We start from the raw sequence: 23,266 nt of genomic DNA, 5'->3' as shown, positions 1-23,266 counted from the left end.
GGAGCCAACGCAGACACATGAGTGCCCGATGAGTCGTAAACAGCTGTCACGATCCGGTGGCGATCTCAGCCGTCTCGGGACGGACGATGCCGGAGCCACGATGCTCCACCTGGACATGGACTCCTTCTTCGTGTCGGTGGAGCTTCTGAGCCGCCCGGAACTTCTCGGCCGTCCCGTCATCGTCGGCGGTCGCAGCGGGCGGGGCGTCGTGGTTTCGGCGAGCTATGAGGCTCGTGAGTTCGGTGTCCATGCGGCCATGCCCATGGGTCGGGCGATGAGTCTCTGTCCCTTCGCCGAGGTGATCCCTCCTTCGCATGGCCTGTACTCTTCGTATTCCCAGAAGGTCTTCGACCTGGTGGGTGAGGTGACACCCGATTATCACCAGGTGAGTGTCGACGAAGCGTATATCGACGTGTCAGGAGCGGTGCGCAGATTGGGGTCGCCGGTGCTGATCACATCCGAGCTTCGAGCCGAGATCGAAGCACAGACGGGGCTGAACGCATCGGTGGGGATCGCTGGCAGCCGAGTCGTGGCGAAGCTCGCGTCCACCCGAGCCAAACCGCGCGGACAGCTGCTCGTCCCGCTGGCGGCGACTCAGGAATTCCTCGATCCGATGCCGATCGAAGCGCTTCCAGGAGTGGGGGAGAAGACGAAGGATGGGTTCTTCAAGTACGGCATACGTCTGATCGGGGACTTAGCCGCAGTCGACGAAGCTTGGGCAGGTCGGGTATTCGGCGCCCACGGCCATCATCTGTGGCGCAGCGCCCACGGACTGGACTCACACGGCATGGACAGGCAGGTGAAGGACCGGTCGATCAGCGCCGAGCACACCTTCAACGACGACGTCTGGGATCTGAGTCAGCTTGAGCATGAGCTGCTGCGGCTGTCGGACAAAGTTGCACACAGGGTTCGGGCCGAAGGCAAGGTCGCCACCACTTTGGGGCTGAAATATCGACTCGGTGATTTCACCACATTGTCGCGATCGATCACTCTCGATGCTCCCACCGACCTCGCCCGTGAGATCTATGAGGCCCTGCGGCCGGCCATGAGAAACCTGCGGGAGCAGAAATCCAAGGGGGTGCGTCTGCTGGGTATCCGCGCAGCCGGTCTGATGGACTTCGCCGCCAGCGGCAGACAGGCGAGACTGGACGAGGCCGAGCACTCAGGCAGGGAAGCAGAGGTTGCCCTTGATGATGTGCGGAAAAAATTCGGGACCGCTTCGATCTCGCAGGCGTCTCTGCTCAGAAGGCGCCCTGACCCCGAAAATACGGGTCCTGACCACGTTTAGGCAGTGAGGTGCTTCATAGTCTGAGGACGCAGTGAGAATCCAGGGGATGCAACGGTCCTCAAGATGTTTTTTCAGTGTTCAGAGACTATGATTGTGTCATCAGGCCATAGTAAGGAAACGGGGGTTCGAGATGCCACTCTCCGATCACGAACAGCAGCTGCTCGATCAGTTGGAGAAGCAGCTGCGCAGTGAAGACCCACGTTTCGCACGCAATATTTCAGAAACCCAGGCAGCCGCTAACGGGCCAGGGTTCTCCGCGAAGCGATTCGTGCTGGGTATTCTGCTCACGCTTGTAGGACTCGCCGCAACGATCTTCGCCATTTCTATGGTGACGAACAGCACATGGTGGATCATCCTCGGCGTCGTCGGCTTCGGGTTGATGGTTGCCGGAATGTACTGGGCTTTCAGCCGTCCGCGTCAGATCGGCGACAAAGCCAAGCGTGCTCAGCCATCGAAAGGTCCCCAGTCTGAGGCCAACGGGCCGTCCGGTTTCATGAATCGGATCGAAGACCGGTGGGAGAAGCGCCAGCGCGGCGAATGATTCGCGCGGCACTCGGTCGAGCCGCTGAGACTGATTGTCAGCCGGATGACCTGTGGGCCGATCGCGACTGCCCGCGGGTACTCTCCGAGTGATACTTGGTACACAATCCACCCCAGTGAAGCGTCCTCTGCAGAGGGGGCGCTTTTTCGTGCTCGATAGTGCATCGGCATCCGCAGGCATCATCACTCACCGGCTTCGGCACACGCAGCGCCGTCACGCATCGTGGTGGTTCAATCTCACCGACAGTGCTCCGGTGCTGGACCAGGTCCGCGCCTGATGCTGGTTGAGGACGCACTCGCCCGTTGGGGACGCAACTCTGCCCGTTGCGGACGCACTCGCCCGTTGCGGACGCACCTGCCCAATGATGGCTGTAGCGATGGCACCTTGAGCGGGCGCTGCCTCGAACGGACGCTGCCATGGAATAGGAGCTTCGCTGGAATAGGAACTGCCCCGGAGGCACAAGGCATCCGGGGCAGCAACAGGGCATCGCAATCAGCGCGGTGGATTGAAGATACTTGCCGGCCAGATAATGGCGGTGATCTTGTTTCCGGGCGACGCGTTGTCTGCGAGGTCGGTCCTGACTTCGTCGATGAGGGCACTGACCGCGGTTGACGAGATGTTCTTCTCACTCGCACCGTAGCGGTGGGCTTCAAGTGCGTCGACGAAGGCTGACAACGCAGTGTCATCGCCGGCGTTGCGTGACTCTGACGGTGGGGCCGGGCTGCGCAGCGCGGCGAATCCATCACTGGAATCGCCACGTGCCTCAGACGACGAAGAACCTGGTTCCGCAGTGGGGTCCTCAGACTCAGCGATCCCTCCACCGGCTCTGCTGGCCAATACGAGTTCGTTGTATCGCAACGTTCGGCTGGGGTCGAGGCTCTGACCATAGTCGGTCGACAGCGCCCGTATCTCCGTCCAGACCTTCTCGAGCTCGTCAGGGTCACGTGTGCGTCGACGCCGCAGAATGAGTCTCCACAGCGCCGGAATCGCTGCAATCAGCAGGATCGCAAGCACGATGAGACCCGCCCAGAGGTACGTACCGAGATTCGCACCAGCTGGTTCCCCAGCCGCTGATGCCTCGGGGCTGGAGCTCTCGGATTCCGCCGCTTCCGATTCCTCGGAGCCCTCTGTGGGCTCCTCAGACGGCGACGAGGTCTCTTCGGAGTCCTCTTCGGAGTCCTCCTCGGAGTCCTCTCCGGTGCTGCCGCTGGCAACCGTCCATTTCGGCGGGTCGCCGGCTGGACCGCCTGGAGTGGGTTCGAAGCGGACCCATCCGGCTCCCTCGAAGTACAATTCCGGCCACGCATGCGAATCCTGCATGCTGACTTCGAAGCCTTCACCGCTCTTGGTGCCTTCGCCGTAACCGACGCCGATGCGTGCGGGAATCCCCATCGTCCGAGCCATGATCGTCATGGCCGACGAGAACTGAACACAGTACCCCTTCTTATCGACGAGGAAGTCAGAGATCGCATCGCCGCTGGCTTTTTCGGGAGCATCCAGCGAGTATTCGAAGTCGCCGCTTCGGAAGTAGGCCTGGAGCAGGACAGCGGCTTCCCATTGGTTGTCCGCGTCCGCAGTGATCTTCTCGGCGGTTTCCTTCACGCTGCCGGGCAGGCTGTCCGGAACTTCGAGTTCCGTCTCGAAATCACCGGAGTCCACCGGTGCTGCGCTCTGCAGATCGTTGACGTCGGGGTTGATGGAGAGATACTCCATCGTGTAGTCCTGTCCACCCGATTTCTCGCCATTGCCGACGATCGTCAGCGATGTCTCGTCATAGATCCAGCGCCTGTCCAAGCCAGTCGGCTGCTGTGGGGCGTACGGGGTGGGAAGATACTGCTGATCGTAGTCGTCGGAGACTGTGACGTCGATGCGCTCTTCCTTGTAGTTCTTCTCGCGCGGCAGTCCCTGCGGCCAGGGCAGTCCCTCGTTCGCGATCGCAAAGGGGTCGAGGGGGAACGGGGTCGGTGCCCACGACTGGCCGTCAAAGGAGTTGATCGATGTCAGCCTGATCGGCTGCCCTTCGGATTCCGAAGTGGTGTATTTCAAGAGGGTCGAATCGTCACGGTCACCGAGATCGGCACGCAGGTCGAGGAACGGGTTCGTCACGGTGAGATCGCCCTTGTCGCTGGCAGCGCGATCAGGCAGGGTCGGAACCGGAGGCAGGAGCACGGGTGCTCCGATGCCGATTGCAATGGCCACAGCTCCAGCCACGGTTGCGGTCAGACCGCCGCGCCACTTGGCTGCAGGGAAGTAGGGGCTGAGCATGAGGATGAGGAATGCGGCCAAGATGGCGACGACGTGCCACCACATCACCTGGGTGGGGGCGAAGAAGACCGGGATCATCCACAGCACCAGGAGCAGAACGCCGCTCACCTTCGGGGCTCTGAGGTCGGAGACGAGTCCGTCGATGAGGATGGTGATCAGCGTGAACGCGATCGTGAGCATCGTGGTGAAGCCAGGAGTGCTGGGCGCTGGGGGAGTCGTGGCGTATAGGTCGCTGACTCCCGAGGACAGGAGGTCGATCACGGTGGTGAATGAACTGCCGGTGGGCACGACGCCGAGAATGAGCGTGCTCGGTGCACATAGCACGAGGATTGCGATCAGACCCACAATGCACTGTGCGATGACGGCAGCACCTGTGGCCCGAAGGACCGGGACGCTACGGAAGATCGCGCCGACGAGAACGATCAGGAGAATTGCGATGAGCACGGAGGGAAGCCACGCGAAGTCGGAGAAGACGGCGGAGAGTCCGATAGCGGCCAAGACCATGGCCACGAACACGGCACAGGCTTCGAGCCAAGCCGGTGAATGTCTGTCTGCACTGTCTGATGTTTCGGGGTTCATCGCTTCACCCGCTTCGAATCGAATGCGGTCCATGATTCCGGCAGATCCTCACTCAGTCCCACCATCGTCAGGTCATTGATGTCGTCGAGGCTTCGGACGGTCACCGGAACGCGACGGGAGAATTGGGCCGCCAGCTCCTTTCCGCGAGCGTCGTCGACGGCGCAGATGACGATGTGGTTGGGGTTGTCATGGGAAGGCAGTTGCACTCGGCCGGCCTCGACGAGGGCGGTGAGCAATCGCAGTCTGTCGATATCGCGCTGTCCTTTGAACCTGATCTGATGGCCGGGTGCGACGACGAAGACCTCATAGCCAGCACGCAGGAACGCCGTGCCGGCCGCGGCCGCGGCGGCCAGGAGGAATTCGATTTCCAGGGCGTCCGGGCGGTCATCGTCACCCTTGAGATCGACGATGATGAGAGCGTAGAGCGTCTCCTCGTCGGCTTCGTGACGGACCATGAGCTCACCGGACTTCGCGGTGCTCGGCCAATGGACGTGTCGGAGATCGTCTCCGGGAACGTATTCTCGCGTGTGGAAGTCCCGAGCAGTGTGGCCGGCACGGACCTTGCCGTCATCCAAGCGGGCCGGTCTGATCGCCGAGTCGGTGGGAATCCGTGCGGGAAGGATCGGCACCGAGACAGCTACAGGGTAGCCGGCGATGACCTTCTTCTTCCTCGTCACCAGGCCGAAGGGGCCAGAGACAGTGATCAGCACAGTTTCCACTCCGCTGAGTCCACGACGATTCGGGGTGAAGGACGTCAGGATGGTCTGAGAAGCTCCGTGGGCCAGAGGTGGAACTTGCCCGACCGTGGAATCGCCGAAGCCCTCGCCTGCCACGAAGCTGATTGTCGAGGACGGGATGGCCAGACGCCCGGTGTTTGTCACCAGTGCCTCGACCTGAACCTCTTTCCCCTCGTGAGCAAGCGGGTAGCGGTCTCTGGACTGAGGCAGCGCCACGGTAGGCAGTCCCGTCCGCAGCGTGATCGAAACGCGGCGGGTGCCCCAGGTGATCAGCAGCGCCGAAAGGATGACCAGCGCCAGAAGCAGAATTCCAGCAGGCAGCAGCCCGGGGAGCGCGAACCGATATGCGGTGATGATCAGTGCGACTCCGGCGAGGACGAAGATGATTCCTGAGGTGCTCAGACGCATGTGGTCACTGAACCGTCGAAATGGGCACGCGGGCCAGGAGGCGGCCGATCAGTTCGGCTGCCAGCTCCGAATCGTCACCGTCGCGCGGGATGATCCGGTGAGCCAAGATGTAAGGGGCCAGAGCCTGAATGTCATCCGGAGTCACGAAGGTCCGTCCCGAGAGCGCGGCGCGAGCCTTGGCCGCGCGGAGAAGGTGGACACCGCCTCGGGGCGAGCAGCCGAGAAGGATGGCCTCGTCATTGCGGCTGGCATGGAGGATGGAGACGATGTATTCGCGCAGCTCTCGGGCTGCGCTGACATGTCGGACGATTCCCCGAGCCTGGTTGATCTGCTCGAGGCTGGTCACCGGAGTGGCGCTGGACAGCGGATCGTGCTCGATCTGGTTGTCCAGAAGGTCGATCTCGTCAGCAGTTTCAGGGTAGCCCAGCGAGATTCGAGTCATGAAGCGGTCCCGCTGTGCTTCGGGAAGCGCGTACGTACCTTCCATGTCGATCGGGTTCTGAGTTGCCACGACGATGAACGGCGATGGCATCTGGTAGGTCTCGCCGTCGATGGTGGCCTGACCTTCGGCCATGCACTCAAGCATCGCGGACTGAGTCTTGGGGGAGGCGCGGTTGATCTCATCGGCAATGACGATATTGGCGAACACGGGACCCTGCCGGAACTCAAAGTGCCGGGTCTCCTGATTGAACAGGTTCACGCCGACGACGTCAGTCGGCAGCAGGTCGGGGGTGAACTGGATGCGCCTGACCGAACCATCGACGACCTTGCCCATGGCTCGTGCCAACAGAGTCTTCCCGACTCCGGGCACGTCCTCGAGGAGGACGTGGCCCCCTGCAAGGAGCGCAACCAGAGACAGTCCGACTGCTTCATCCTTGCCTTCGAGGACGGCGTTCATTGCTGTGCGTGCCCGTGAGGTGAGTTGCTGCACCCATTCGATGTGCTCGGCACCGATCACGGAATTGGCCTGAGTACCTTCTTGGCTGATCGACATGATCCCATTGTCCCCTATCCCGTCTCCTGCATCCACACGGGCATCGTTCGACCTTTCGGGCAGTCGTCGCTCGACCTTTCCGCTGGCCACCATTCGGCCGTTCGGGCAGCCGCGTTCGGCATCACCGGTCCGCGCCGGCGCGGGGGTCTGATTCTGGCGTCTCGGCCGCGGTGCCGGCGGCTGGGGGACTGCGCAGCTGCCCTTTCCTGTCCTGCAGAACAGGCCCCTCCACATCGCTCCCCACTTTCCTCCCCACATCGCTCCACCAGAGATCTCCACTTCCCTCCCCACTTCCCTCCCCACTTTCCTCCCCACTTTCCTCCCCCGAGGAGCTCTGGGCCTCGGTCTTCCGCGCAAAATCAGGGATCTGGCCCCCTGATGGCCACCGCGTCGAGGCGGCACTGAAGGCTGAAATGCACCGTAGAAGGCCCATTGCGCACCACTTCCGACTCGCCGATCGCAAATTTTCCCCACTTTCCTCCACCTATCTGACCTGGGATTTTATAGGTCTAATAGGTGCCGTAGGGGTAAACCACTAGATTGGGTGGAGGGAAGTGGAGTACTGTGGTTGCTATCGGAGCCAATTGGGTTTCGAAAGGGGTGAGACGACATGTTCTTGGGCACTCATTTGCAGAAGCTCGACGACAAAGGTCGGCTCATCCTGCCCGCAAAGTTCCGGGAGGAGCTTTCGCCCGGTCTCGTATTGACCCGTGGACAGGAGAACTGCCTCACCCTGTTCCCCACCACGGAATTCGAAGCCGAGCACGAGCGAATCCAGAACGCGCCGAAGACGAATAAGGAAGCTCGCGATTACCAGCGTGTGTTCCTGTCGGCGGCCTTTGCGGATCAACCGGACAAACAGGGACGCATCACGGTCCCGAACATATTGCGGCAGTACGCATCACTTGATCGGGAAGTTGCGGTGATCGGCATGGGCAACCGCGTCGAGATCTGGGACTCACCGACATGGGATAACTACCTGGTCGGCGCTCAGCAGGCATTCGCTGAACGTGAGAACGAGGTGATTCCAGGAGTGATCTGATTCTGCTCGGGTTTGATCCTTGCCCGCCGTGTTCGAGTTTCGGGGAACTTCCCCGTTTCCGAAGTTCGGCAGTCCTGACACACTTCCCCGGTGCCAGGGCAGCGGCGGACAAGGTTCTGGCTCCAGCAGTTCACCCCCATGACCACCACCCACGAAGGACTCACCTATGAACGATCAGCACGTACCAGTGCTCCTGGAGCGCGTGGTCGAGCTCATCGGGGTCGGAGTCCAGGCCGCCAGAGACAATGGACACACCCCCACCGTCGTCGACGGCACGCTGGGCATGGGAGGCCACTCCGAGGCCATCCTCACCGCCTTCCCCGATGTCCACCTCATCGGAGTCGACCGCGACACCCAGGCCATCGATATCGCCACGAAGCGACTTGCGCCCTTCTCCGACCGCATCGACATCGTCCATGCCGTCGATGACGAGATCCCAGAGATCCTTGACGACCTCGGCGTCGATCGCATCAGCGCCGTTCTCCTCGACCTCGGGGTATCGTCCCTGCAGCTCGACGAGGACGAGAGAGGGTTCTCCTACTCCCGTCCGGCGCCCTTGGACATGAGGATGGATCGAACCCAGACCCTGACCGCCGCCGAGGTGCTGGCCACCTACCCCGAAGCTGAACTCCGACGCATCCTCCGTGAGTACGGCGAAGAGAAGATGGCCGGCCGGATCGCGAAGATCATCGTCACCGACCGTGAAGATGCGCCATGGGAGACCTCGCAGCAGCTCGCAGCGATGCTGGGACGGGTCCTTCCCCAGACGAAGAAGAAGTCCCACCCCGCGAAGCGAACGTTCCAAGCCCTGCGCATCGAAGTCAACGACGAACTCGGTGTGCTGCGGACAGCTCTCCCGGAGGCACTGCGGGCACTGCATATCGGGGGAGTGGCGGTCATCGAGTCGTACCAGTCCCTCGAGGACACGATCGTGAAGAAGATATTCCGCTCCGCAACCACCACCTCGGCACCGCCGGACATGCCCGTCGTGCCTGAGGAACTCCAACCGTGGCTGTCCGAAATCATTCGCGGTGCGGAACTGGCCGACAGTGACGAAGCAGACAGAAACCCTCGCGCCAAGAGCGTGCGATTGCGTGCAGTACAGAAGATCAGGGAGGCAAGATCGTGAGGAACGCTCAAGCGGCAAGCCGCCAACCCCGCGTCACTGAACGGACGCGGCGCCTCGACGAGTCCGCCAGCCGGCCGGTACCGCCTCGGCTCAAGCTCCTGAAGTTCGAGCTGCCGAAGGCCAGGGTCCCGTTCTCTATGCTCTGCGTGGCGATCCTCGTTGCCACCCTCGTGGCGGTGCTGCTGCTCAACATCTTCATCTCCCACACCTCGTATCAGATCGACCAGCTGAACTCCGAGAAGGAACAGCTGGCCGAGCAGAAGGATCGACTGGTCGAAGACAATTCGTACCGCGAATCTCCGCAGAACATCTCGATCGCGGCCGAGGAGCTCGGACTGGTCCGCGACTCCTCGCCCGAGTTCCTCGATGCGAAGACCGGAAAGATCATCGACGCACCTCCGATCGACGTCAGCGGAGAAAAGAAGCCGACAGTTGTCCCCGGCCCGCGTGCCAATACCCGCGAAGACCTCCGTCCCAATCTACGATCGGATGAGAAGCTGCCAGTAGTCGGGGGCAGTCCCAGCAAGGACATCGCGCCACCGGCTCAGGAAACTCCGAAATAAGGAGAGCCCGACAGCCATTCGCCGACAAGCAAGGACCAAGGACAGTGCAATGGGCCCACGAGCCACTCGGGTGAAGAACAAAGGCGGACGAGGCAAACCCAACCTTCGCCTGCGGATGGCACTGATCGCGGCTCTGTCCATCCTGGTTCTCCTCGTCACCTCCGGACGGCTGATCTCGATCCAGGGCATGGATTCGATGAAACTGGCCGAGAAGGCACTGTCGAACCGACTCGTCACCAAGACCCTGCCGGCCTCGCGGGGTCAGATTCTGGCCTCCGACGGCACGGTCCTGGCCGACAGCGTCTCCCGATATCAGCTCGTCGTGGACCAGCAGAACGTGGCCCAGTACAAGGTTGACGGAAAACTGGTCGGGGCCTGGGGAGCAGCCGAGGCCCTGGCGAAGCCCCTCGACACCGACCCCGGACTGCTGTACCCGAAACTTGTCGGCGACAAACGCTGGAACCCCGTTGCCAAGGGCCTCACCTCCGAGACCTGGCGGGCCGTGAAGAAGCTCAACATCCTCGGCCTCTCCGCCGAGGAGTACGCCGTGCGCTCCTACCCATCTGGTGCAGTGGCAGGGAACCTCGTGGGCTTCCTCAGCTCGGACGGCCAGCCTCAGGCGGGCCTGGAGATGGCCTACAACGACCAGTTGAACGGGCGCGACGGTCAACAGCAGTACGAACGCGGTGCTCGAGGCGAGATCATCCCGCTCGGCGACAACAACACGCGCAATGCCGTCGATGGCAAAGGCCTGCAGACGACGATCGACCCGGCCCTGCAGTACTACGCCCAACAGGCGATCGAGGAGCAGCGGAAGGAACATGAGGCCGAATCAGCCTCGATCGTCATCAAGGACATCGAGACCGGCAAGATCCTCACCGCCGCAGACGCACCCAGCGTCGATCCCAACTCACCGGGCAAAGTGGGCGGCACCGACCGTGGTTCGCGCATCTTCACCGACGTCTTCGAACCCGGCTCGACCGCAAAGATGGTCACGGCCGCGGCTCTGCTCGACCAGGGTCTGGTCACCCCTGAACAGGAGTTCACAGTTCCGGACAAGTGGAAGGCACCCAACGGAGAGGAATTCCGGGACTCGCACCCGCACCCGGACGAGAAGCTCACCTTCGCCGGAATCCTCTCCGAATCCTCGAACACCGGCACCATTCTGGCGGGCAACAAACTCTCGGAAGAACAGCGCTACGGCTACTTGAAGAAGTTCGGATTCGGTTCGCCGACAGGCATCGAGTTCCCTGCCGAGACCTCTGGCATCCTCCACCCCTACAAGGACTGGGACGGCCGCACCAAATACACCGTGATGTTCGGCCAGGGCGTGGCCGCGAACGCCGTGCAGACCACCGACGTCATCGCGACCATTGCCAACGGCGGAGTGCACGTCCCCTCGAAGCTCGTCGATGGAACGGTTTCCCCATCAGGGAAGACGATCCCGAATCAGGCAGGCGAACCTCAACGCGTCATCAGCAAGAAGGCCGCTGACCAGACTCTGTCCATGCTCGAAGGCGTCGTTGCCGAGGGCACCGGCAAATCGGCACAGGTCTCCGGCTACAGGGTGGCGGGAAAGACAGGAACCGCGCAGGCACCGGCAGCCGAGGGCGGCGGCTACGACGGCTACACAGCCTCCTTCGTCGGCGTCCTCCCCGCCGAGGACCCGCAGATCGCGATCTCTGTGACGTTGCAGCGGCCCCGAAACGGCTATTACGGTGGAAGCGCCGCAGCTCCGGTATTCTCCGATGTCGCCGGCTTCGCCATGCGGCACCTCAAGATCCCACCGTCGACCGCAGATCCCCAGCTCCCTGCTCGAGAATGGAAATAATGCGCATCTCACAGCTGCTGCCAGCAGCCCCTGGAACCATTCATGGAGATCCCGACCGCGAGGTCGGGGGAGTCTCTCACGATTCGCGCACGGTATCGCCCGGCCACCTCTATGCCGCGCTGCCGGGCGCGAACGTCCATGGAGCGAAGTTCGCGCCGGATCTCATCGATCGCGGGGTCGCCGCGATCCTCACCGACGCGACCGGCTGGGACATGATCGCCCACAGTGTCGACCCGCAGACTCTCGCCGAGGTGACCGGGCTGATCGTGGAGCACCCGCGAGCCGTTCTGGGTTATGTCTCGGCCGCCGTGTACGGCACCTCGGGGCGCCCTCAGCTGATCGGTGTGACCGGAACCAACGGAAAGACGACGACGACCTATCTGGTCGACGGTATGCTTGAGGCCCTCGGTCATCGCACCGGTGTCATCGGGACAGTGGCGACGCTGATCGCCGGTGTCACCGAGCCAAGCGTGCGCACGACTCCGGAAGCTCCCGAGCTGCATGCCCTGTTCGCGAAGATGCGCGCTGCTGATGTCGACACCTGTGCCATGGAAGTGTCCTCACACGCGCTGAGCCAGCACCGCGTCGACGGTGCCCACTTCGCCGTCTCAGGATTCACGAACCTCTCCCAGGACCATCTCGACTTCCACAATTCCATGGACGAATACTTCGGCGTCAAGGCCGAGCTGTTCACTCGCGGCTTCTCCGACACCGCCGTCATCGTCGTTGAGGACAGGTGGGGCGAGAAGATGGTCGAGGCGGCACAGGTGCCGGTGCGCACGCTGGGACGCGACGATCGCAGCGACTGGCGGATCGAACACACTCCAGGAGAATCAGACTTCGCCCTCCACCTCGACGGACCCGATGATGAGGGCATCGCACTGCGATCCCCGCTGCCGGGAGATTTCAACGTCACGAACACTGCACTGGCCGCAGCCATGCTCCTGGAAGCCGGAATTCCGGCCACCGACCTCAACGCAATCGGCCGAACCTTCGTCGCATCGGTCCCCGGACGGATGGAGATCATCGACGTCAGTGGACCACGTGCCGAGGGCCAGTCTCATCCGGAACTCCTCCCACGCGCGATCGTCGACTACTCGCACACCCCCGACGCGATCGAGAAGGCGCTGGAGTCACTCCACGCCGACAGCGACGAACTGGTGATCGTCTTCGGCGCCGGCGGTGACCGGGACAGAGGGAAACGATTCGGAATGGGCCAGGCAGCCGCTCGGGGAGCCGATGTGATCGTTCTCACCGACGATAATCCGCGCACCGAGGATCCGGCAACGATCCGGGCCGCCATCAAAGATGGCATCGATGCTGAGATCTCAACCGGAGGTGCACGTGTGAAGAAAGTCATTGAAGTGGCAGAAAGAGGGGCCGCCATCGACCAGGCGATTGCTGCTGCCGGAACCTCCACAACCGTGCTCATCGCAGGGAAGGGGCACGAAACCGGACAGTCCGCAGGCGGGGTGGTGACCGACTTCGACGACCGGTTGAGGACACGCTCGGCGCTGCGCGCGCGACTTGGCGGCGTACAAACAGGTAAAGTTCACAGTTGATATGAAGCGACTGAGTGCAGCCGAAATAGCAACCGCCGTCTCCGGCGAGTTGTACGGCGTAGACCCCGAGACCAAATTGTCCGCCGGAGTGGTAACCGATTCGAGAGAAGTCGGACCCGGCGATATCTACGTTGCCCGCCGAGGTGAATCCTTCGACGGCATCGAATTCGCAGCAGCAGCCGTGGAGGCCGGCGCAGCGCTGATCATCGGCGAATCCGTTCCCACGCTTGACGATGCGACCCTGCCGACGGTCCTCGTCTCCGATGCCACTGAGGCACTGGGCCAGTTGGCCAAGGCCAACATCGAGGCACTGCGCGAGGTCGGTGAGATCACGGTCATCGCGATCACCGGATCGGTCGGCAAAACCACAGTGAAGGATCTCGCCGCCGATCTGCTCGCCGGCGAGGCCGAGACGGTGTGGCCGCCGAACTCCTACAACAACGAGGTAGGCGTGCCCCTGACGGCACTGCAGGCGGGGGAGACCACGCGCTTCCTGGTCCTTGAGATGGGCGCCCGTTCGATCGGCAATCTCGCCTACCTCACCAGCCTTGTCCGCCCAGACATCGCTGTCGAGCTCGCGGTCGGCACCGCCCATTCGGGTGTGTTCGGCTCGATCGAGAACACCGCCCGTGCGAAGGCTGAGCTCGTCGAGTCCCTCACTGCCGGATCCGTTGCCATCCTCAACGCCGACGACTCACGAGTGGCCGGAATGCGAGAGGTCCTCTCGCCGGAGGTCGACACCTTGTGGTTCTCACAACGGGAATCGCTGCCAGAGTGGGTTGCCGGTGAGGACTCCGTCGTCCGTGGCACAGGCGTCACGACAGACGCCTCCGGACACGCAACCTTCTCGCTGAACCTGCCAGGGGAGGAGCCGCAGGACGTTCGTCTGGCTCTGATCGGTGAACATCACGTGGGCAATGCCCTTGCCTCGGCAGCCATCGCCCACGCCTGTGGGGTGGGCGTGAAGTCCATCGTGACCACGCTCTCAACCTCCTCGGCCGCGAGCCGCTGGCGCATGGAGCTCATCGACTCACCCTCGGGCGTGACCGTGCTCAACGACGCCTACAACGCGAACCCGGAATCAATGCGCGCCTCTTTGAAGACGCTGGCGTCGATGGGCCGCGGCGACGAGGACAGCCGACCACGTCGGACGTTCGCCGTCCTCGGCGAGATGCTGGAGCTCGGCGACGAATCCATTTCCGCACACTCCGATATCGGTGAGCTCGTCGTGCGACTCAACATCACCCGCACCATCGTCGTCGGTGACGGGGCGAAGCCCATCTTCAATGCTGCGAACCTCGAAGGTTCATGGGGCAACGAAGCGGCTTGGGTCGCGACCGCTGCCGAAGCGAAGGACCTGCTGAGTGCGGAATTGGCTCCTGGGGACATCGTCCTGTTCAAATCCTCCAGAGATGCCGGTCTGCGCTATCTCGGAGATGAAATCGCCGGTGTATCGGGGGCCCAATGATCGCCGTACTGCTCGCCGCCTGCCTGGCACTGATCCTGGCACTGGTCGGCACGCCGCTGTTCATCCGTGTTCTGGTCAAACGAGGCTACGGCCAATTCGTCCGTGATGACGGACCGACCTCACACGCCACGAAACGCGGCACACCGACCATGGGCGGCGTCGTCATCATCGGTGCCGCCATCCTGGCCTACCTGCTCGGACACCTGTTCACCGGATCCGTGCCCACCGCTTCCGGACTCCTCGTCCTCTGGCTGGCCGCAGGACTCGGAGTGGTCGGCTTCCTCGACGACTTCATCAAGATCAAGAAGCAGCGCTCCCTGGGCCTGCGACCGGTGCCCAAGCTCCTCGGCCAGGCCTTCGTCGGAATCTCCTTCGCTGTGCTGGCCCTGCAGTTCCCGAACTCATTCGGTGAAACCCCGGCGTCGACGAAGGTGTCGTTCATCCGCGACACCAACCTCGACCTGGCATTCGGATCCGCAGTGCTCGGACTCATCCTGTTCGTCATCTGGGCCAACCTCATCGTCACCGCGGTATCGAATGCGGTGAACTTGACCGACGGCCTCGACGGACTGGCCGCCGGCGCTTCGGTCGTCGTCTTCGCCGCTTATGTCGTCATCGGCACATGGCAGTCGACGCAGAACTGCAATCTGATGACGGATGCCACGAACGCCTGCTACTACATGCGCGATCCACGTGACCTCGCTATGGTCGCCGGCGCCATGGCAGCTGCGTGTTTCGGCTTCCTGTGGTTCAACACCTCACCTGCGAAGATCTTCATGGGGGATACCGGCTCCCTGGCCATCGGCGGCGCAATCGCCGGTCTCGCGATCATGTCGCGGACCGAGCTTCTGCTCGTCGTCCTCGGCGGACTCTTCGTCATCATCACACTGTCTGTGATCATCCAGGTCGTGTCGTTCAAGACCACCGGAAAACGCGTCTTCCGAATGGCTCCGCTCCAACATCACTTCGAACTCAAGGGATGGGCAGAGGTCACGATCGTGGTCCGGTTCTGGATCATCGCCGCACTCTTCGTCATCGCCGGAATCTGTCTCTTCTACGCCGAATGGGTGTCTCGCGTTGGCTGAGAATCCCCTCACCGATTATCCGAACGCCGAGGCGATCCCGGCCGCACTCGTGGGGCCGAGCTCGTCCTTGGACGGGTTGCGGATCCTCGTCACCGGTCTCGGCGTGACAGGGTTTCCCGCAGCTGTCCATCTCGGCGAACGCGGTGCCGATGTGATCGTCGTCGACGGCGATGATCAGTCGGACGTCAGCGAGAAGGCTCAGATCCTCGAGGTCTTCGACGTCGATATCCGGCGCGGAGAAGACCACGTCACGAACCTGCCCGTGGAACCGCTCGATCTGGTCGTGACGTCGCCCGGGTGGCGTCCCGATCACCCCTTGCTCCTGTCCGCCGCCGAGGCGGGTGTGCCCGTGATCGGCGAGGTCGAGTTGGCCTGGCGGATCCGTGGCACCAACGACGCCAAATGGCTGGCGATCACCGGCACCAACGGCAAAACGACGACCACGACCATGCTCGAATCCATGCTCCTGGCCGGTGGTTGCAAGGCCAAGGCCTGCGGCAACATCGGTGCACCGCTCCTTGAAGCCGTGCTCGAGCCCGGACTCGAGGTGCTGGCGATCGAACTCTCGAGCTTCCAGCTCCACTGGCAGTATTCGCTGAGTGCCGATGCCGCCGCTGTGCTCAACATCGCCCCCGATCATCTGGACTGGCACGGCAGCGCCGATGCCTATGAGGCCGATAAGGCCAAGATCTATCACCAGGCCAAGACCGCGTGCATCTACAATGTCGCCGACGAGGTGACACTGCACATGGTCGAAGAAGCCGATGTCGTCGACGGTGCCAAAGCCATCGGCTTCACCACGGGCATCCCACGACCGGGGGAGCTGGGCGTCGTCGAAGATATGCTGGTCGATCGCGCCTTCATCCCGCAGCGATACTCCTCGGCCGCTGAACTCGCCTCCCTGAACGATGTCGCCGCCGCGACCGGAGTTCCCGGCCGTGCGCCGGCAGACCACCAGGTGTCGAACGCACTCGCGGCCGCAGCCCTGGCACGGAGCATCGGGGTACCGGGTCAGGCGATCTCGTCGGGACTGAAGAACCACTCGCTCGGAGCCCACCGGATGGTCACCGTGGCGGAGAGCAACCAGATCACCTGGGTCGACGATTCGAAGGCGACGAACACCCACGCAGCCAATGCTTCGCTCGGCAGCTTCGACTCGATCGTCTGGATCGCCGGAGGGCTGCCCAAAGGAGCGGACTTCACCTCACTTTTCGCCGAACACGGCCACAGGCTCCGAGCACTCGTGCTCATCGGAGCCGAAGAAGCAGCCTTCCGTGAGGCCATCGCGGCGACAGTTCCAGATCTCGACGTCATCAGGATCGAACCTGCTCTCGGCGTGGACTCGGGCGTACCCCGACGCCGGGGCGAAGCCGTGGTCGCTGCAGCAGTGGAAGCAGCCGCAGACATCGCCCGCGCAGGCGACACCGTACTGCTGGCTCCCGCGGCAGCCAGCATGGACCAATTCCTCAACTACAACACTCGGGGTGAACTCTTCACCCAGGCTGTCCACGCTCACCTGGGGAGCTGACATGGGACGGCAGGCAACCGCGAGATCTCAGTCTCGCCGTCACCGATCAACCAAGTCGGCCGAGCCGGCCCAGCCGGCCGTTGGCCCCGCGGGGAACACGAAGGCCGCAGCGAAGAAGACTGCAGCGAAGCCGAGCGCGAAGCCGAGCGCGCCGAACGCGCCGAAGACCGCGACTGTGAAGAACACCGCGACCGCGAAAGCGTCGTCTTCGACGACCACAGCTGGCACGAAGCGGGCAGGGCCGAAGAAGACCACTGCTGCTGCAAAGAAGGCCACGCCGAAGAAGAACGTTCGCACGAGTTCTGCTCGCAACGGCAAACAGACGACGAGCGTACGCAGCACCCAGACGACTCACCCTCGGGCAGGAGCTGCTCGGGCAATGCTGTCTTCGGTGCGCCGTGAATTCGACCGAGTCTCTGCCTATCCGCTGACGACCTATTACCTGATTCTGGTTTCGGTCCTCGCACTCACGTCCCTCGGACTCGTCATGGTCCTCTCAGCGTCCTCGATCACCTCTTATGACGGCGGAGAAGGATCATCCTTCGCCTACTTCAATAAGCAGGCTGGGTTCGTCGCGTTGGGCATCGTCCTCATGGTCGTGACCTCGTTCTTTCCGCTGCACACTTGGCGGAAAGTGTCATGGTGGGCGCTGCTGCTCGGCGTTGTCATGCAGGCATCCGTCTTCCTCCCCGGTGTCGGCAAGTCAACGAAGGGCAACGCGAACTGGATCCAGTTCGGCGGGTTCCAGCTCCAACCCTCAGAGTTCCTCAAGATTGCCCTGGCTGTGTGGCTGGGAGCGGTCCTGGCCAGCAAATACGGAAAGATGACAACCTTCGGCCACGCCATGGTCCCCGTCGTCCCGGGCATCATCATCGCTGTCGGCCTCGTCGTCGGCGGCAATGACCTCGGCACGGGACTGGTGCTCATGGCCATGTCCCTGGTGTGTCTGTTCATCGGCTTCTTCCCCTGGAAGTACTTCCTCCTGCTCTTCGGCGCTTTGGCCGCTGTCGCCGCGTTCTTCGTCTTCAGTTCTCAGAACCGACTCCAACGCATCACCGCGGCACTCACCGGTCACGCAGACCAGACTGCATCCGATGTCACCGGCCAGGCTTGGCAGTCCAACCACGGTCTGTTCTCGTTGGCCTCCGGAGGTTGGCTGGGAGTGGGCCTCGGTGCCAGTCGAGAGAAATGGTCCTGGCTGCCCGAAGCCCACAACGACTTCATCTTCGCCATCATCGGCGAGGAGCTCGGCCTGCTCGGGTCGCTGGCCGTGATACTGATGTTCGTCGCCTTGGCCTGCGGGATGATGAGGGTGATCCTGCGCTCGAAATCCCGATTCGTCCAGATCGCCACGGCCGGACTCTTCGCCTGGCTGATCGGCCAGGCGGCAATCAACATCGCTGTCGTAACCGGACTGCTGCCGGTCATCGGACTGCCCCTGCCCTTCGTGTCCTATGGGGGATCCTCCATCGTCGCCTCTCTGCTGGCGGTCGGGGTGATTCTGTCCTTTGCCAGAACCGAGGACGGAGCTCCCGCCGCGATCAGAGTGCACAAGGACCGTGTGAGGTCCTCGTTCGCCGTACTGGCCAGAAAGAGAAAGAAGTGAGATGACGAGCATTCTCCTCGCCGGTGGAGGTACCACCGGCCATATTTCGCCCATGTTGGCGATCGGCCGCGAGCTGCGTGAGATCCACCCCGATTGGGACGTCTTCGCCCTCGGCACCGCCGACGGCCTCGAAGCCGACATCGTTCCGAAGGCCGGCTTCGAACTCCTCACGATCGACAAGGTCCCGATGCCGCGCTCGATCAGCCCTGCCGCATTGAAATTCCCGAAACGCTTCGCCGCCAACATCTCCCACGTCAAGGCGATCATCGCCGAACGAGATGTGAAGGCCGTCGTCGGAGTCGGCGGATACGTCTGCCCACCCGCGTTCATCGCCGCCAAACAGGCGAAGATCCCTCTGCTCGTCCACGAGGCGAATGCGAAGCCTGGAATGGCGAACCGGCTTGGCGCCGCCCTGACGAAACAGGGCATGGTCGGAGTCACCTTCCCCGATACGAAGCTGCGCAATTCCGAGCTCGTGGGAATGCCGATGCCGACCGAGATCTCGACGCTCGACCGCAGCGACTCAGTCCAGCGACAGGCGTGGCGAGAAGATCTCGGTCTCAACGACGACAAACCCGTCCTCGTGGTCACCGGCGGGTCCTCCGGAGCGCAGCGCATCAACGATGCCTTCCTCGCAGCGGCACCGATGTGTCAGGAGAACGGAGTGCAGGTCCTGCACATCACCGGTGCCGGCAAGGATGACGCTCTGCGGGAAGCAGCAGCCCAGCTGCCCGACTACCATGTTGTCGACTACGTCGATGGAATGCACAGAGCCTACGCGGTCGCAGACCTGCTTGTGGCACGGTCGGGCGCAGCGACCGTGTCGGAGGCCACTGTGGTCGGAGTTCCCGCGCTCTACGTCCCACTTGCCATCGGCAACGGCGAACAGCGCCTCAACGCCGCCGGCAGCGTCAGAGCCGGCGCGTCACTGCTCGTCGACAACGCGGACTTCACCCCGTCAACCGTGACCGAACAGATCCTGCCCCTGGCGACCGACCACGCTCGCTTGGACGCCATGAGCAAGGCAGCCCTTGAGCTGCACTATCCGACCAATGCCGCCACCACCATGGCCACCATCGTCACTCGCGCTCTGAGAGGTTGAACATGAGCACAGCTGAAATCGTCCCGGCCACAGAGCTGGGTGCCGTCCACTTCATCGGAATCGGCGGTTCGGGCATGTCCGGGATCGCACGGATCATGGTCATGAACGGCGTCACCGTCTCTGGCTCCGATGCGAAGGAATCAGCGGTCGTCGACGTGCTGCGGACACTGGGCGCCAGAGTCGAGATCGGACACTCGGCGGACAACCTCGGCGAGGCAGACACCCTCGTCATCTCCTCAGCCATCCGCAAAGACAATCCCGAGCTCGTCGCCGCCGAAGGCAGGGGCCTGCGGATCCTCCATCGCTCAGGTGCACTGGCATCGCTGATGGCCGACAAGCGAGCCGTGGCGGTGGCCGGGACCCATGGCAAGACCACCACGACGTCCATGACGACCGTGGCGCTGCAGGCCTGCGGGCTCGATCCCTCGTTCGTCATCGGGGGAGTGCTGTCCACGACAGGCACCAATGCCCATCTGGGCACCGGAGACGTCTTCGTCGCAGAAGCGGACGAATCGGACGGCTCGTTCCTGCTCTACGAACCCACGATCGGCATCCTCACCAACGTCGAAGCTGACCACCTGGACTACTACGGGACCCCGGAGAAGGTACGGGAGGCGTTTGTCGAATTCTGTGCCGGAATCGGTGCCGACGGCGGCACCGTCATCGCCTGCGCCGATGACCCGGGTTCGCTCGATGTCGCCGAGGAGGCACGGGCGCAGGGGACTTCCGTCATCCTCTACGGCACCTCCGAAGCCGCAGATATCCGCCTCCGCGAACTCCGATCGGGTCTGGTCTCCGAATTCGTTCTCGACGTCCCAGGACAGGCAGAGCCATTGCCGGTCGCGCTGCGGCAGCCGGGTACCCACAACGCACTCAACGCGACGGCGGCTATCGCCGTCGCCCACAGCCTCGGCGCAGATGTGGCCAAGGCGGCCAGCGGACTCGGAAACTACGGAGGCACCCGTCGACGTTTCGAAGAACGCGGAATCGCGGCCGGTGTGCGCGTCATCGACGACTACGCTCACCATCCGACCGAGCTGCGAGCGGTACTCAGCGCAGCTCGGGGTGTCGTCACCGAAGAGGGCAGGGTGTGGGCGATCTTCCAGCCACATCTCTACTCGCGCACGATGGAATTCCGAGCCGAATTCGGCGAAGCCCTCGGGCTCGCCGACGAGGTCGTCGTCCTCGACGTCTTCCCAGCCAGGGAGGACCCGGTTCCAGGTGTCACCGGTGCGCTGATCTCCGATCGCGTCCCACACGAGAACGTGACCTTCGTCGAATCATTCAACGAAGCGGTGCCGTATGTCGCAGCGCGTGTGCGCCCCGGCGACCTTGTGCTCACACTCGGTGCCGGGGATGTGACGATCCTCGGCCCTGAGCTGCTCACCGCTCTGGAGGCCTGAGCACCGTGGCGCCCCTTCCCGAACCGCGCACCGGTGACAACTCGACAGCGGACCTCACCGGGATCATCCGGGCACGTCGGAACCAGGTCTGGCGCCAGCGTCTCGTGCTCATCGGGGCAGTCGCGGCGGTCCTCGTCATCGCCGCCGTGCTCTGGCTCTCGCCGCTCTTGGCCCTCGACAAGGTCAGTGTCAAAGGCAGCGAGCTGGTCGACCACGAACAGGTCTCGAAATCAGTGCTCGACACCGAGGGCGGCACACCGCTGCCCCGGGTACGCCCCGGCGCAGTGGAGAAGAACATCCTCAAGGAGTTTCCCCGGGCAAAGGAAGCCTCGGTGCACTATTCGGGACCACGGAGCCTGAGCATCGAAATCACCGACAGGGACCCGGTTCTGGCGATCACAACGACCAGCGGATTCAAGCTCTTCGACGATGAAGCCGTCAATCTGGGCACCGTCAAGAAGGCTCCCAAGGGCGTGACCGTTCTCGAAGAGTCCGGCGGCGCACCAGACCAGAAGACCGTGGCTGCCGTGATCCGCTTCATGGCAGAACTCCGACCACAGGTGCGCTCCGACCTGGCCTCGATCCATGCCAAGGACGAGAACAACATCGCAGGGGTCATCGACACTGGAAAGGCGAAGGCGAAAGTGGTCTTCGGTGACAGCACAAACGCAAGCCTGAAGATGCGCACCGCCCTGCAGCTGGCGGCCGATGGTCGCACCGATATCGACGTCTCAGTTCCCTCTGTGCCCGTCACCAACTGAAAACCTGCGAAACCAGGCCGGTTGACCGGCATTGGCGCCGACACACCGGGTCTGAAGTTTGGCCGATGTCCGACACTCCGGCGAGAATGGTTGCAGTGGTGTTGCCCCGGACAATAGCCTCAGGGCAAAGAAGACTTTTCGAATTTGCACGCAGATGATGCGTGGACGATGCGCCGAAAGAGGAACCGACTTGGCTGAATTCCCACAATCCGGAGCGGATATCAAAGTTGCCGGTACCGGCGGCGGCGGTGTCAACGCTGTTCAGAGGATGATCGACGTCGGACTGCGCGGCGTGGAGTTCATCGCGATCAACACCGATGCCCAGGCGCTTGTGCTCTCGGACGCCGACGTGAAGCTCGAGATCGGACGCGACCAGACGCGCGGACTCGGCGCCGGTGCTGATCCGGAGATCGGCCGTAAGGCCGCAGACTCCAGCGAAGAAGCCATCCGCGACGCACTCGAGGGTGCCGACATGGTCTTCGTCACCGCTGGTGAAGGCGGCGGAACAGGCACAGGTGCGGCTCCGGTCGTCGCCCGTGTCGCACGTTCGCTGGGCGCACTGACGATCGGCGTCGTCACCCGCCCATTCACCTTCGAGGGACGCCGTCGTTCCGCGCAGGCCGAGGCCGGCATCGCCGCGCTTCGCGAAGAGGTCGACACCCTCATCGTCATCCCCAACGACCGACTGCTCTCCATCTCGGACCGCAGCGTCTCCGTCGTCGACGCATTCCGCTCGGCTGACGAGGTGCTGCGCTCGGGTGTCCAGGGCATCACCGACCTCATCTCCGTTCCCGGCCTGATCAACCTCGACTTCGCCGACGTGAAGTCCGTGATGCAGGACGCCGGCACGGCGCTCATGGGCATCGGAGCAGCCACCGGGGATGACCGTGCCGTTCAGGCGGCCGAGTCGGCCATCGCCTCACCTCTGCTCGAAGCCAGCATCGACGGTGCCCACGGCGTGCTGTTCTGCATCCAGGGCGGCGCCGACCTCGGCCTGTTCGAAGTCAACGAAGCAGCTCGACTGGTGCAGGAAGCCGCGCACCCCGAAGCCAACATCATCTTCGGTGCAGTCATCGATGACAATATCGGCGACGAATGCCGCGTCACCGTGATCGCCGCCGGTTTCGACAACACGGTCGCAGGCCAGGACTCAGCCCCGGCCGAGGCTGCTGCTCCTGCCTCGATTCCGATGGCGGCGAACCCCGCAGAAGTCGAACCCGCGCCAGCCGAACAGGCTGAGCCGGCAGCGGACGTCGAGCCTGAACCTCGCAGCGACGAGCACCAGATTCCGACTTCCCTGCCTAATGAGCGCAGCACCTCGAGCCTCGACAACGACCTCGATATCCCGGATTTCCTGAAGTAAGATGCTGCACT

19 protein-coding genes are annotated in these 23,266 nt (G+C 63.0%); 15 read left to right on the top strand and 4 right to left on the bottom strand.

The genetic code is table 11. The features are described 5' to 3' along the window. Positions 1-28 precede the first annotated feature (28 nt). Positions 29-1,288, top strand: coding sequence for a DNA polymerase IV (dinB, locus tag JFC13_RS07305; RefSeq protein WP_198396416.1), 1,260 nt, complete (start codon positions 29-31; stop codon positions 1,286-1,288). Positions 1,289-1,418: 130 nt separating this feature from the next. Continuing rightward, positions 1,419-1,829, top strand: coding sequence for a DUF3040 domain-containing protein (locus JFC13_RS07300; RefSeq protein ID WP_198396415.1), 411 nt, complete (start codon positions 1,419-1,421; stop codon positions 1,827-1,829). Between the two features lie 492 nt (positions 1,830-2,321). Here the strand turns inward: JFC13_RS07300 and JFC13_RS07295 are convergent, their stop codons facing one another. From JFC13_RS07295 to JFC13_RS07285, 3 genes are read right to left on the bottom strand one after another with little or no spacing between them, the layout of a single operon-like run. Beyond that, positions 2,322-4,706, bottom strand: a complete 2,385-nt coding sequence (locus JFC13_RS07295) for a transglutaminase family protein (protein WP_198396414.1) — start codon at positions 4,704-4,706, stop codon at positions 2,322-2,324. After that, a complete protein-coding gene (locus JFC13_RS07290; protein WP_198396413.1) occupies positions 4,670-5,818 on the bottom strand; it encodes a DUF58 domain-containing protein in 1,149 nt (382 codons plus the stop codon). Before JFC13_RS07290 ends, JFC13_RS07295 begins: the two co-directional genes overlap by 37 nt. A 4-nt stretch (positions 5,819-5,822) precedes the next feature. Further along, positions 5,823-6,812: an AAA family ATPase gene (locus JFC13_RS07285; protein WP_198396412.1), complete on the bottom strand. Its 990-nt coding sequence runs from the start codon at positions 6,810-6,812 to the stop codon at positions 5,823-5,825. 610 nt (positions 6,813-7,422) lie between these two features. Here JFC13_RS07285 and mraZ point away from each other — a divergent pair. The 8 genes from mraZ (at position 7,423) to murD (ending at position 17,020) form a co-directional block, all read left to right on the top strand. Next, entirely contained in the window at positions 7,423-7,854 is a 432-nt protein-coding gene (mraZ, locus tag JFC13_RS07280) for a division/cell wall cluster transcriptional repressor MraZ (protein ID WP_009883133.1), read from the top strand. Between the two features lie 166 nt (positions 7,855-8,020). Beyond that, positions 8,021-8,983 carry a 16S rRNA (cytosine(1402)-N(4))-methyltransferase RsmH gene (gene rsmH / locus JFC13_RS07275; RefSeq protein ID WP_198396411.1) on the top strand — a complete coding sequence of 321 codons (963 nt, stop codon included), beginning with the start codon at positions 8,021-8,023 and terminating at the stop codon, positions 8,981-8,983. Then, positions 8,980-9,546, top strand: a complete 567-nt coding sequence (locus JFC13_RS07270; protein WP_198396410.1) for a hypothetical protein — start codon at positions 8,980-8,982, stop codon at positions 9,544-9,546. Before rsmH ends, JFC13_RS07270 begins: the two co-directional genes overlap by 4 nt. A 49-nt stretch (positions 9,547-9,595) precedes the next feature. After that, positions 9,596-11,377 carry a peptidoglycan D,D-transpeptidase FtsI family protein gene (locus tag JFC13_RS07265; RefSeq protein WP_198396409.1) on the top strand — a complete coding sequence of 594 codons (1,782 nt, stop codon included), beginning with the start codon at positions 9,596-9,598 and terminating at the stop codon, positions 11,375-11,377. Next, positions 11,377-12,939 (top strand): UDP-N-acetylmuramoyl-L-alanyl-D-glutamate--2,6-diaminopimelate ligase, encoded by a 1,563-nt coding sequence (locus JFC13_RS07260; RefSeq protein WP_198396408.1) that lies wholly within the window; start codon positions 11,377-11,379, stop codon positions 12,937-12,939. The genes JFC13_RS07265 and JFC13_RS07260 overlap by 1 nt, the downstream gene beginning before the upstream one ends. A gap of 1 nt (position 12,940) precedes the next feature. Next, positions 12,941-14,407, top strand: a complete 1,467-nt coding sequence (locus tag JFC13_RS07255; protein WP_198396407.1) for a UDP-N-acetylmuramoyl-tripeptide--D-alanyl-D-alanine ligase — start codon at positions 12,941-12,943, stop codon at positions 14,405-14,407. Beyond that, positions 14,404-15,492: a phospho-N-acetylmuramoyl-pentapeptide-transferase gene (gene mraY / locus JFC13_RS07250; RefSeq protein WP_198396406.1), complete on the top strand. Its 1,089-nt coding sequence runs from the start codon at positions 14,404-14,406 to the stop codon at positions 15,490-15,492. The genes JFC13_RS07255 and mraY overlap by 4 nt, the downstream gene beginning before the upstream one ends. Beyond that, the gene (gene murD, locus JFC13_RS07245; protein WP_198396405.1) at positions 15,485-17,020 is read left to right on the top strand and encodes a UDP-N-acetylmuramoyl-L-alanine--D-glutamate ligase; all 1,536 of its coding nucleotides are present in this window, start codon (positions 15,485-15,487) and stop codon (positions 17,018-17,020) included. Before mraY ends, murD begins: the two co-directional genes overlap by 8 nt. A 39-nt stretch (positions 17,021-17,059) precedes the next feature. Here murD and JFC13_RS19305 read toward each other — a convergent pair whose 3' ends face one another. Further along, positions 17,060-17,317 carry a hypothetical protein gene (locus JFC13_RS19305; protein WP_232488288.1) on the bottom strand — a complete coding sequence of 86 codons (258 nt, stop codon included), beginning with the start codon at positions 17,315-17,317 and terminating at the stop codon, positions 17,060-17,062. Between the two features lie 94 nt (positions 17,318-17,411). Between JFC13_RS19305 and ftsW the strand changes: the two genes are divergently transcribed. The 5 genes from ftsW (at position 17,412) to ftsZ (ending at position 23,255) form a co-directional block, all read left to right on the top strand. Next, a complete protein-coding gene (ftsW, locus tag JFC13_RS07240; protein WP_332839356.1) occupies positions 17,412-18,626 on the top strand; it encodes a putative lipid II flippase FtsW in 1,215 nt (404 codons plus the stop codon). Between the two features lies 1 nt (position 18,627). Further along, positions 18,628-19,728 (top strand): UDP-N-acetylglucosamine--N-acetylmuramyl-(pentapeptide) pyrophosphoryl-undecaprenol N-acetylglucosamine transferase, encoded by a 1,101-nt coding sequence (locus JFC13_RS07235; RefSeq protein WP_198396403.1) that lies wholly within the window; start codon positions 18,628-18,630, stop codon positions 19,726-19,728. A gap of 2 nt (positions 19,729-19,730) precedes the next feature. Then, a complete protein-coding gene (gene murC, locus JFC13_RS07230; protein ID WP_198396402.1) occupies positions 19,731-21,131 on the top strand; it encodes a UDP-N-acetylmuramate--L-alanine ligase in 1,401 nt (466 codons plus the stop codon). A gap of 5 nt (positions 21,132-21,136) precedes the next feature. Beyond that, positions 21,137-21,892: a cell division protein FtsQ/DivIB gene (locus tag JFC13_RS07225; RefSeq protein WP_198396401.1), complete on the top strand. Its 756-nt coding sequence runs from the start codon at positions 21,137-21,139 to the stop codon at positions 21,890-21,892. A 190-nt stretch (positions 21,893-22,082) separates the two neighbouring features. Next, complete coding sequence (gene ftsZ / locus JFC13_RS07220) at positions 22,083-23,255, top strand: cell division protein FtsZ (protein ID WP_198396400.1); 1,173 nt, start codon at positions 22,083-22,085, stop codon at positions 23,253-23,255. Positions 23,256-23,266: the final 11 nt, after the last annotated feature.

This window comes from Brevibacterium antiquum (assembly GCF_016107655.1).
Taxonomy (GTDB): domain Bacteria; phylum Actinomycetota; class Actinomycetes; order Actinomycetales; family Brevibacteriaceae; genus Brevibacterium; species Brevibacterium antiquum.
This window is presented reverse-complemented; position numbering and strand designations above follow the sequence as displayed.

What these genes read in the sequence shown, in the direction of transcription:
- JFC13_RS07285 (WP_198396412.1), bottom strand. Translation starts at nt 6,812, where the DNA reads ATGTCGATCAGCCAAGAAGGTACTCAGGCCAATTCCGTGATCGGTGCC.
- JFC13_RS07295 (WP_198396414.1), bottom strand. Translation starts at nt 4,706, where the DNA reads ATGGACCGCATTCGATTCGAAGCGGGTGAAGCGATGAACCCCGAAACA.
- murC (WP_198396402.1), top strand. Translation starts at nt 19,731, where the DNA reads ATGAGCACAGCTGAAATCGTCCCGGCCACAGAGCTGGGTGCCGTCCAC.
- JFC13_RS07290 (WP_198396413.1), bottom strand. Translation starts at nt 5,818, where the DNA reads ATGCGTCTGAGCACCTCAGGAATCATCTTCGTCCTCGCCGGAGTCGCA.
- mraY (WP_198396406.1), top strand. Translation starts at nt 14,404, where the DNA reads ATGATCGCCGTACTGCTCGCCGCCTGCCTGGCACTGATCCTGGCACTG.
- JFC13_RS07300 (WP_198396415.1), top strand. Translation starts at nt 1,419, where the DNA reads ATGCCACTCTCCGATCACGAACAGCAGCTGCTCGATCAGTTGGAGAAG.
- JFC13_RS07235 (WP_198396403.1), top strand. Translation starts at nt 18,628, where the DNA reads ATGACGAGCATTCTCCTCGCCGGTGGAGGTACCACCGGCCATATTTCG.
- dinB (WP_198396416.1), top strand. Translation starts at nt 29, where the DNA reads ATGAGTCGTAAACAGCTGTCACGATCCGGTGGCGATCTCAGCCGTCTC.
- mraZ (WP_009883133.1), top strand. Translation starts at nt 7,423, where the DNA reads ATGTTCTTGGGCACTCATTTGCAGAAGCTCGACGACAAAGGTCGGCTC.
- JFC13_RS07255 (WP_198396407.1), top strand. Translation starts at nt 12,941, where the DNA reads ATGAAGCGACTGAGTGCAGCCGAAATAGCAACCGCCGTCTCCGGCGAG.
- JFC13_RS07260 (WP_198396408.1), top strand. Translation starts at nt 11,377, where the DNA reads ATGCGCATCTCACAGCTGCTGCCAGCAGCCCCTGGAACCATTCATGGA.
- rsmH (WP_198396411.1), top strand. Translation starts at nt 8,021, where the DNA reads ATGAACGATCAGCACGTACCAGTGCTCCTGGAGCGCGTGGTCGAGCTC.
- JFC13_RS07265 (WP_198396409.1), top strand. Translation starts at nt 9,596, where the DNA reads ATGGGCCCACGAGCCACTCGGGTGAAGAACAAAGGCGGACGAGGCAAA.